The following is a 9,794-nucleotide window of genomic DNA, read 5'->3' as shown; positions in this document are numbered from 1 at the left end:
TATTGCCACAGCAGGCTATCTGCTGTCCCCGACATACTTTATCGCCTACATTTACACAAAAGCTGTCTTTTTTGATATGTGCTATGGTACTATATTCATGCTTTGTGTGCTGAATAACAATATAATTTCCTCTTACGTCAGAAGCACTACATAATACCTCTTGCTCCTCTGGGATAGGAGTATCTTCAAAAAGATTTTTGATTTCAACCACTATGCCGTCAGCAGGAGATAAAACAGGTTTTCCGTAGCAGAAATAATCAGATACGGATTTCCCGTCCCCATGAAATGTTTTTCCATTTTCCTCAACAAAAAAATCATACGCATATCGTTGATTGCAGATAGACCAAGAATGGGAAGTTTCTCTGTTTATTCCGCCGTTTGCCACAGTCCAGCACCCCGAAAATGGGAGACTATATAAAGTCTGTGGTTTATAATTACGGATATTAGGCAGAAAAAACAAGTTTCGTACATATATCACGGGTATTCCAATCAGCATACCTATATTCTGAGACAAGAATTTCAAGGCGATTGCTGTTTCATCTGTGCTTTCTGTCCGTATCACAATAATAAAAGATAGAACAAAATCTACAATCGCCAGCAGAAAAAACAGATAGAATAACCTCAATACTGGAATATCAAGAAATGTTCCAAGAAAACCTATCAATCCTAGCCAATACATCTTTTTTATGATTTTTGCGAAAGTTTCCACTAATTATCATCACTCCTATATTGCTTCGTTCTCATTATATAGGAGCTTGAAAAGGTAGGCAATACATATCAGCTTTTATCTGTTTATTTTTTCTGCTGTCCATGCGGAGCATGGTTCTGTGGATTTCCTGCGGGCTGACCGCCTTTATTTTTCAGTACAATGTCGTCTGCCTTGATGTACCATTCCACGTCTGCCCCTCGGTAGTTGGCGTTTGCCACCGTATCGGCAACAGGATTGATAAGCTCCACCTCTGCATTGTACGGATAATCCTTGACAGGGATTTCCGCTGGGATAGATACCTGTATCGTGCGTTCCTGCTGACTGCACTTCAAATCGTAAGTTCTACGCTTGATTTCCTCGCTGGTTGTCCCGTCCTCATTCTCTACTCGCACTTCATGTCTTAATGCGGAGAATTTCAGTACTCCAAACGTCTTTTCCTTATCTAACACAATTCCATTCGCTAATCTCATAATCTGATACCCCCTTTACTTGCTTTCCTCGGCTGGAAGCATATCATCAGCCGTTAAGATATAGTTAGTGTAGCCACGACCTCGCACGTTCTTTCCCTCGGCGGTAATCTTAGGATTGATGAGCTTGACTTTCTGCTCATACTTGAAACGCTTCTCCCCAGCCTTTGCGGGAAGCACCACGATAATGTCGTCGGCTCTCTGAATGTCGGAATACAGGTTATAGCTTCTCGTCACGGGGACAAAGCGACCATTGACACGCTGTTGCTCTACCTCATTTTCTCCTGCAAACTCCAAGTTACCAAAAGTCTGTGCCATGTCAGGCACGATATATTTCAATTTCATGTGTTCATACCTCATTTCTATAAAATCTGTTGATTATCAATGCTTTTATTCTGGCTGGTGGTGTGATACCCGTAAGCCCCCAGACCGTCAAGGGCAGGTAAATGCTTAAAAGCACCCTTGACTGTCTGTGTGCTTACAGGTGGGTGGCGGACAAGCCAGAATAAAGGGAAGCTCCGCCGTTTCCATGTATCGGCGGGGAACGTGATTTCTTCATCATCATAAGCAGACCGTCCGATTATGAACGTCTACGCTTGATGAAGTATGTTCCTGCCACGCCTGCACCAGAGAGAATAAGAAGCCCTAAGAATAAGGCAATGTTTGTGTTATCGCCTGTCTTTGGAGCGTCTGTTGTCTTGCTCGGTGTATCTGGTGTGGTCGGCTGTTCCGGCTCTGTTGGTTCTTCCGGCATTTCTGGTACTTCTGTGATTGTCACCGTCTGCCCGTCGTCCTCAATGTCCTTATGCTCTGTAACCTTAGTCGGTTCGTCTGGATTGCTCAAATCGTATAATTCCTCAAAGGTCACAAGTTCTTTTCCGCCAAGCTCGGAAGCGTCGAATGTAAAGGCAATCTGGACTTCCATGCTTTCACTGTCGGCAGTAAAAGTATAATCATTCTCGACACGCTCTCCGTTGATGATAAGCTCTGCGTTTTCGTCCTTAGTCATCTGCCAGCCTTTAAGCTGATACTTAGTGCCGATTTCCAAGCCGTCAAGGGTAACAGTATCAATGATTGTCACGTCTTTTCCAGCTTCAATCTCTTTCTTTCCGTCCTCGCTGGTCGCTGTGGTATGGATAGAGATGATACGCTCTGTGATAAGCACCGTCTGTCCCTCGTCGTCAATGTCCTTGTGTTCAGCCACTTTTACAGGCTCGTCCTCATTGGAAAGGTCGTAAAGTTCCTCAAAGGTCACAAGGTTCTGACCGCCCAGAGAAGAAGCGTTGAATGTGTATTCTATTTCAATCTTCATTTCCTCGCTGTCGGCTGTGAATGTGTAATCACTTTCCACACGCTGACCGTCGATAAGAAGCTCGGCGTTTTCCTCTTTCAACATCTGCCAGCCTTTCAACTGATATTTTGTGCCTTTTTCCAGCCCGTCAAGCGTAACCGTGTCAACGATTGTTACCTCTTTACCAGCCACGATAGACTTCTCGCCGTCTTTGCCTGTGGCTGTGGTATGGATAGTGATTTCTTTCTCGCATTCATCAGTCAGTGTCCCTAAATCAACGGTCACATTGTTTCTGGACACCACGATTTCAAAGGCAGGGATAAGCTCAAAGCCTTTGTTGCCCTCACAGCGTAATTCTTCAATGATATAGGTATCGTAAATCAAAGCACCTTTGCTGTCGTCAGGCTCGCTTGTTCCAAACCAGATACCGTCCTCGCTGGTCTTTCCTGCGTTGGTGTTGTTCTTATGGGAAGCCCAGTCAGAAGAAGTAGAAAACTGTCCGTTATCATCAGTTACGATAATGTGGCTCTCACCTGTGGTCTTGCTGGTGATCCTAAACGGAACTCCCGCAAGACGCTGGTGTGTACCAGCACCAATCTTGACACCCTCCAGGTCGCCACGCTTTACTTGATTGTAAATGGAAGTGTCCGTACCTGTAAGGTCAACGATTTTTCCGTCCTCTGTGATTTCAAATTCAATCGGTTTCGCACCGTCCGTCAGATAGCCCTCTGGAGCTTTGCTTTCCTCGATACGGTATTTCCCGTAAGGTAACAGGTCGGCAGAAGTAGAAGCCACGCCCTCAATGTCGGTAAGGATTGTTTTTACCACTTCATTCTTGCTGTAAAGTTTCCCCTCGACAAGTACAGCGTTGTCATTCAGAGAAATGATTTCAAATTCAGCGTCTTTCAAAGTCGCACTTCCTTGACCTTTGGTATCGCTGGTTTCTAAATCTCTTTTCTGGATTTTTACACCGCCACGGATAACCTTGTCTGATACATGGTACTGATTGCTTCCAGACAGTACGGCAATGTCGCCGTCCTCGGTAATCTGTGTAAGGTACATTCCTTTAATCTGTTCCTCGCTTCCGTCAGTCTGCATATATGCACCGTCAAGAAGATAGCCGTTAGGAGCTTTCGTTTCCTCAACGGTCAGCGTTCCTAAAGGAAGCACGTTCTTTCCGTCCTGTGTATAGAAGCTGTCCCCAGATACCTTGTATTCATCAGAAAGGCGGGAAACATAATGGATAGTGCCGTCGCTGTCCTTTTCAGCGATTGTCTTTGTCACCCATGTCTTTGTAGGCTCGCTAGGAAGATTGTCAGCGGTATAGTGTCCCGCATAGAATTTCCATGTGAACTCCGCACCCTCTAGGGAAGCGTCGCCCTGTGGAGCGTCTTTCTGTGTTTCCATGTCAATCTTGAAAAGCTCGATAAGGGTATCTGTGACCTTTGGCGTATCGGATACATTGAGTGTCGCTGTCTTGCCAGCTTCCACATTTAAGGAATAGACAGTGCTGTCCACCTTATAGCCAACAGGAGCAGAAAGCTCTTTGATGTAGACTGTGCCAGCCTTTACTTCCACGGTATCAGTATTTCCGCTGTTATCAGTCGTAAGGGTGGCAAGCTGTTTCGTACAGTCCTTATCAGAATAGACACCATAAGTCGCACCAGCGATAGAGTAAAGCCCGTTCCCATCGGTAATGCTGGCATTACTGGAAGTCTTTTTCAATGTGGCATTTCCAACGGCAAGTTTCGCCCAGAACTGTCCAATGTCCTGTCCCTCGCCAGAGTAGATGTAACCGCCACATTCATAGCGTTCCTTGTTCTCGCTGGCAAAGGCTTTCGCCCCAGCGTAAACCTCGTCCTGTATAGCTTTTGGAATTTCATCATAGGAAGCTCTGACGTTATCGCATTGCCAGCCAAGATGAACACTCAATCTCTGCCATACGACGCACTGTTTCAAAAGATAGATATGCTGACTGCTCAATCCGCTGTGGCTCTGCACATACTGATTAACATACTCGATTGAGAGGGCAACATCTGAAATCTGGTCGTAGCTCATGCGTGTGCTTGCGTCGGCTCTGGTCTTATAACCGTTGCGGAAGTTGGTGTTAATATCCACGCAGAAAGCGTCCTCGCCCTCAACGGTCATGTGTCCCTCATTGAATGTCGAACCGATAGAACCGTCATTCATTACTTTTTCAACGATACCGACACGCTCGGCACTTTCTGTCCAGTATTGCTTCTCGGAAGCGTGGACTGCCGTTGTCGGCAAAGCGGTAACGATAGTCGCAAAGGCAAGGAAGCCTGTGGCTAATCGCTTCAATATCTTTTTCATAGCTTTTAAAATTCTCCTTTCGTTTGGATATAGAAAAAGCCGTCCATTTCTGAACGGCTGGTAATAGAAAAGGAACGTCAATATCGGCGTTCCATAATCTACTTGCGATATTCAATTTTAATCTTTTCAATACTGATGTGCTGTACCATATCTTTGCATATCTGGGATTTCTAACGTATCAAGGCTCATTCAATGGTAGTAAAATCGTAGTAATTTGAAGTATTTCAATCCTTGAATGTGCTGATAAGTACAGTGTTTTAGCGGACAATCAGATTTTTAGTTGTTTTTTTATCTGTGAAAAATACACTCATTAATGAACCAACCTGATTTACGCAAACTTTTTCTCCAAATGATTTTCTTACTGTAATAAGCATTGTTTTCTTTGCTTCAGTGATTTTCTTTTCATTATTTTCTTTTGCCAGAGTTTTGATATAATCTATATTTTTTATCTCTTTATAAATATTTTCAATTTCACTAACTGCGGCTTTATTTCCTTCAAAATATATTTCATTTCTATTGCATGTCATCAGACATATACATCCACTTATATTTTTGTTTTTTCTTACTTTATCATAAAATTCTTTCTTTTCTAATTCATTTAAAGCGTATTTTTCTCTTATAAATGCGTCTGAATTTTTATGGTTAACACTAATGCAGTACATTTCATTCTCCAATTCTTATCTTAATGTTAAGTATGATTAAATAATGTCTGATATTTATAAATCATCTGTTGACCTTAACCAATTTTATCTTATTTGATAATTTTCCTTTTCAAGATAACTCAATATGCAAAAAATGTCTATCGTAAGCCTGTCTAAATATTTAAAAGAAGGTAGCAATTAATACGACTTAAACTATCAAACCACAGGTTTTAACAATTTAAGATTTTTTCATAATCTTCTTTTGTCATTTATAACATATTTTCCTACTTTCCGTCGCATTCAACCTGTTCATAATCAATAAGTTCAGTAATTGTCGGATGATCTCCACATACTGCACAGCTTCCGTCTGCTTTTGGAAGTTTTATTGTGTGGAATTCCATTTTTAATGCATCATAAGTTAACAATTTTCCTGTAAGCAAATCGCCTACTCCTATAAGGTACTTAATTGCTTCCATTGCCTGCAAACTTCCGATTACACCACCCATTGCTCCAATAACACCTGCCTGCTTGCATGTTGGAACTGCATCCTTTGGAGGTGGATTTTTAAATACACAACGGTAACATGGTCCTTCTCCAGGAACATAAGTCATAAGCTGACCTTTAAATCTTATAATTCCTGCATGTGAAAATGGTTTCTTAGCCATTACACAGGCATCGTTTATTAAAAACTTTGCCGGGAAGTTGTCTGTTCCATCAATTATAAAATCGTAATCTTTAATTAAATCCATTATGTTTTCAGATGTAACAAATTCACGATATGTATTAACTGTTACATCAGGATTCATTGCATTCATGGTTTCTTTTGCTGATTTAACTTTTGCCTTGCCAACATCAGCTGTTCCATGAATAATCTGTCTTTGAAGGTTTGACAAATCTACTTCATCAGCATCAACTATTCCAATTGTTCCTACTCCGGCTGCTGCCAAATACATTGCTGCAGGGGATCCAAGTCCACCTGTTCCTATAATAAGCACTTTTCCATTTAACAGTTTTTTCTGTCCCTTGACACCTACTTCCTGCAAAATAATGTGTCTGGAATAGCGCTCCATCTGTTCATTCGTAAATGCCATTAAAACGCTCCTCCTCCCATGAAATATAAGAATTCGATTGTATCATTTTCTTTACCCTGAGTTGTTTCAAAATCAGCTCTGTTTAAGAACTCATCATTAACTGTTACAGTTACATATTCAGGATTTTCAACTTTTTCAATTTCGATTAACTTTGCAATTGTTGTTCCCTGTTCAATTTCTTTCTTTTCACCTGCTACTGTTACTAACATTTTCACATTCTCCTTACTCTAAAATAATTTTTCAATAACTTCTTCTATATTTTCAAGTTTTATAAATGGGATTTCCACACTTTGTCTTGATGTCAAATGTACGTGTCCATCTCCATATTAGGCTGTTTACGGATAAATCCTGCAACCTGTTCTACTTCTGTGCCTTCCTTATCCCAATCAGTAATATAATTTACATCTGTAGTTTTTATGTTATTTTTCTGATTTTCATCCAGCAATAACAATACAACAATACCCGCTCTGTGTAAATGTTTTACTACTGTGTAAATGTTTTACTACTGTAGAAACATCTTCATTTGCCTGTGGAGCATACAGATAAGTATGTATTCCATATAAATTAAGGGCTTTTTCTATGTCTTCCACAAATGCTCTGTTTGCACCATTTACAAATTCTACTGTTATGGCAGTCTGTCCTTTAATTGCCGCTCTAACTTTTCTGTCTACTCTTCCTTCATATAATGCACTTTCGTCTGTGTTTACTTCTTCAACGACACCGCATGCTGAAGTCATATTTGTTACTCTGTCGATTAAAATATTCAAGTTTTCCTATAATCTTGCTTTGTAATTCATTTTCTTTCTCGTAATTGGTAATTTCCAATAATGGCGTATTACCTATCAATTCTGTTAATTGCTTTACTATATTTCCCATAATCGCACCGCCTTTTCCTAGTTTGCGAATAGGATTAATATATATTTATTGTCGATACTATCATTTATTTTCTACTAAATCAATAAGTTTATAGGTGTTTTTAAAAAATTTTATTGATATTATAAAGAATTTAACCTTCTTTTGTTTTCAATTTTACAAAATATAACCGTATAACTTTTCGTATAACTTTTTACGTATTACTTTTTACGTATTACTTTAAATCTACCTATGATAAAATATTTTCGCATAAAAAAAGGTTCTAAACTTTACTTGGGGGTAAGGTTTAGAACCTTTTTATTTTTATGAAAATGAAGAAACACTTTACATGTCTCTTCATCTTCTTATCTATCTATTACCAGATATTATAACTATCTTATTCTTTTCCTTCATCTGCAAAATATTCTTTTACAAGTTTAACTACAACTCCTGACAACAGGAATACTGCTATAAGGTTTGGAATTGCCATCAGTCCGTTAAATGTTTCAGCAATGCTCCACATAAGTCCTAAATCCATTGTCGCTCCAACTATTGCAACCAATGAATAGACAAGCATAAATGGCTTGTTTACCTTTGGTCCCAACAAAAATTCTATACATCTTGAACCATATAGTCCCCATCCGATAATAGTTGAAAATGCAAAACAGCACATTGCAACAGCCGTAAATATAGAAATCCAAGTTCCATATGTCGATGTAAATCCTAAGATTGTAAGCTCTGCTCCTGCGGCACTTCCATAATTTACCGGAATTTCACTACATAAAATGACAAGTGCTGTAAGTGTACATATTACAATTGTATCAACAAATACTTCAAATATTCCAAACAATCCCTGCTTAACAGGTTTTCTTGTATCTGCACATGCATGTGCTATTGAACCTGTACCAAGTCCTGCTTCATTTGAAAAAATTCCTCTCGATACACCTTTTTTCATGCTCATAAAGAAACTTCCTACAGCACCACCTGTAACTGATGCCGGTGAAAATGCCCCTTTAAAAATAGAAGCAAACACATGTGGTATATTCTGAAAATTAAGAGCAACAACTCCTAATGCAAATACAATATAAATTACCGCCATAAATGGAACCAGTTTTTCTGTAACCTGTCCAATTCTCTTTATTCCACCTAATAAAATTAACGATAATAATACTGCAAGTATTATTCCTATAATTAGATTTACTGTATATGCACTATCTTTTGAAATAATTCCATAATTAAATAATGCTGAATCTATGGCAGTTGTAATTGTATTAACCTGAGTTGCATTTCCTGTTCCAAATACAGTTAAAACACCAAATATAGAGAACAAGTACGCAAGCCAATGCCAATGTTTTTTTAAACCATTCTTTATATAATACATTGGTCCGCCAACAAGCTCGCCTTTCTCATTCTTTTCTCTAAAATGAACTGCTAATGTTACTTCAGAAAATTTTGTGCACATTCCTAAGATTGCTGAAATCCACATCCAAAAAACTGCACCTGGTCCACCTATTGCAATCGCTCCGGCAACGCCTGCTATATTTCCTGTTCCCACTGTTGCAGCCAGTGCTGTACAAACTGCCTGAAACGGTGTCATTGCTCCGTCTGCCGCTTCTTTCTTTTTAAACATACGGCCAATCGTAACTTTCATTGCATATGGAAACTTCCTTATTTGCAGAAATCCCGTTCTAATACTTAATACAAGACCTACGCCTATAATGCAAGTCATTGCAGGAACACCCCATATAAAGTTATTAACTGCGCTGTTAATTTCTTTAATTAGTGCTAGCATTTACTTAATCCTCTTTCCTTAGTATCAAAGAATTTTATATGTAATTGTTCTTTAAGTATATTTTTTAATTTCACTTGTTATTTTCTATAGATATAATCAATTTATTTATAAACCATAAAAATCACTTTAATCAATTACATTATTAAATTCAATCTTTTATATAATACCATATTAAAGGATTATGGTCAAAAAATTAAAGCCTCGTTTTTTCTTCAAAAAAAACTCGCCTTTGTAAACATGGTCTTGCCCTATACAATAAAAACCAGGTGCAATAAGCACCTGGCTTTCTTTGAATATAAAACATTCTTATATTAATTTATGCTTTCGCATTACATTCTAATAAATTAAATATTAAATCTGTGGTCCTGCTGAAACTAAAGCCTTACCAGCTTCATTTCCTTCATACTTAGCAAAGTTCTTGATGAATCTTTCTGCTAAGTCCTTAGCCTTAACTTCCCATTCTGAAGCATCAGCGTAAGTATCTCTAGGATCAAGGATTTTTGTATCAACACCTGTAAGTTCTGTTGGAACTTCAAAGTTGAAGAATGGAATCTTCTTTGTTGGTGCATTTAAGATGTCACCATTTAAGATAGCATCGATGATACCACGTGTATCCT

At 39.0% G+C, this 9,794-nt stretch carries 10 protein-coding genes and 3 pseudogenes; all 13 read right to left on the bottom strand.

Translation table 11 applies throughout. The features are described from left to right. A partial coding sequence (locus tag ABMA45_RS00675; protein WP_348029863.1) for a M23 family metallopeptidase occupies positions 1-709 on the bottom strand: 709 nt, incomplete at its 3' end. Between the two features lie 83 nt (positions 710-792). After that, the gene (locus ABMA45_RS00670; protein WP_022087959.1) at positions 793-1,179 is read right to left on the bottom strand and encodes a YdcP family protein; all 387 of its coding nucleotides are present in this window, start codon (positions 1,177-1,179) and stop codon (positions 793-795) included. A 15-nt stretch (positions 1,180-1,194) separates the two neighbouring features. Further along, complete coding sequence (locus tag ABMA45_RS00665; RefSeq protein WP_022087958.1) at positions 1,195-1,521, bottom strand: YdcP family protein; 327 nt, start codon at positions 1,519-1,521, stop codon at positions 1,195-1,197. Between the two features lie 235 nt (positions 1,522-1,756). Further along, positions 1,757-4,801, bottom strand: coding sequence for an SrtB-anchored collagen-binding adhesin (locus tag ABMA45_RS00660; RefSeq protein WP_022087957.1), 3,045 nt, complete (start codon positions 4,799-4,801; stop codon positions 1,757-1,759). Positions 4,802-5,058: 257 nt separating this feature from the next. Beyond that, on the bottom strand, positions 5,059-5,463 hold the full coding sequence (locus tag ABMA45_RS00655) for a glutamyl-tRNA reductase (protein WP_022087956.1): 405 nt from the start codon (positions 5,461-5,463) through the stop codon (positions 5,059-5,061). A gap of 263 nt (positions 5,464-5,726) precedes the next feature. Beyond that, entirely contained in the window at positions 5,727-6,533 is an 807-nt protein-coding gene (gene thiF, locus ABMA45_RS00650) for a thiazole biosynthesis adenylyltransferase ThiF (RefSeq protein WP_022087955.1), read from the bottom strand. Then, complete coding sequence (gene thiS, locus ABMA45_RS00645) at positions 6,533-6,742, bottom strand: sulfur carrier protein ThiS (protein WP_022087954.1); 210 nt, start codon at positions 6,740-6,742, stop codon at positions 6,533-6,535. Before thiS ends, thiF begins: the two co-directional genes overlap by 1 nt. A 24-nt stretch (positions 6,743-6,766) precedes the next feature. Further along, positions 6,767-6,859: pseudogene (locus ABMA45_RS00640) on the bottom strand (coenzyme F420 hydrogenase); the annotation flags it as partial. Further along, complete coding sequence (locus tag ABMA45_RS00635; protein WP_158562623.1) at positions 6,835-6,978, bottom strand: hypothetical protein; 144 nt, start codon at positions 6,976-6,978, stop codon at positions 6,835-6,837. The pseudogene ABMA45_RS00640 and the gene ABMA45_RS00635, both read right to left, overlap by 25 nt. Further along, entirely contained in the window at positions 6,968-7,270 is a 303-nt protein-coding gene (locus ABMA45_RS00630; protein WP_022087953.1) for a hypothetical protein, read from the bottom strand. The genes ABMA45_RS00635 and ABMA45_RS00630 overlap by 11 nt, the downstream gene beginning before the upstream one ends. Positions 7,271-7,274: 4 nt before the next feature. Continuing rightward, positions 7,275-7,409 (bottom strand): annotated as a pseudogene (locus tag ABMA45_RS00625) (cysteine synthase A); the annotation flags it as partial. A gap of 373 nt (positions 7,410-7,782) precedes the next feature. Then, a complete protein-coding gene (locus ABMA45_RS00620) occupies positions 7,783-9,177 on the bottom strand; it encodes an alanine/glycine:cation symporter family protein (protein ID WP_022087951.1) in 1,395 nt (464 codons plus the stop codon). A 351-nt stretch (positions 9,178-9,528) separates the two neighbouring features. After that, positions 9,529-9,794, bottom strand: a pseudogene (locus ABMA45_RS00615) (phosphoenolpyruvate carboxykinase (ATP)); the annotation flags it as partial.

This window comes from Eubacterium sp. CAG:156, from assembly GCF_000434315.1.
Lineage (GTDB): Bacteria > Bacillota > Clostridia > Lachnospirales > Lachnospiraceae > Eubacterium_U > Eubacterium_U album.
This window is presented reverse-complemented; position numbering and strand designations above follow the sequence as displayed.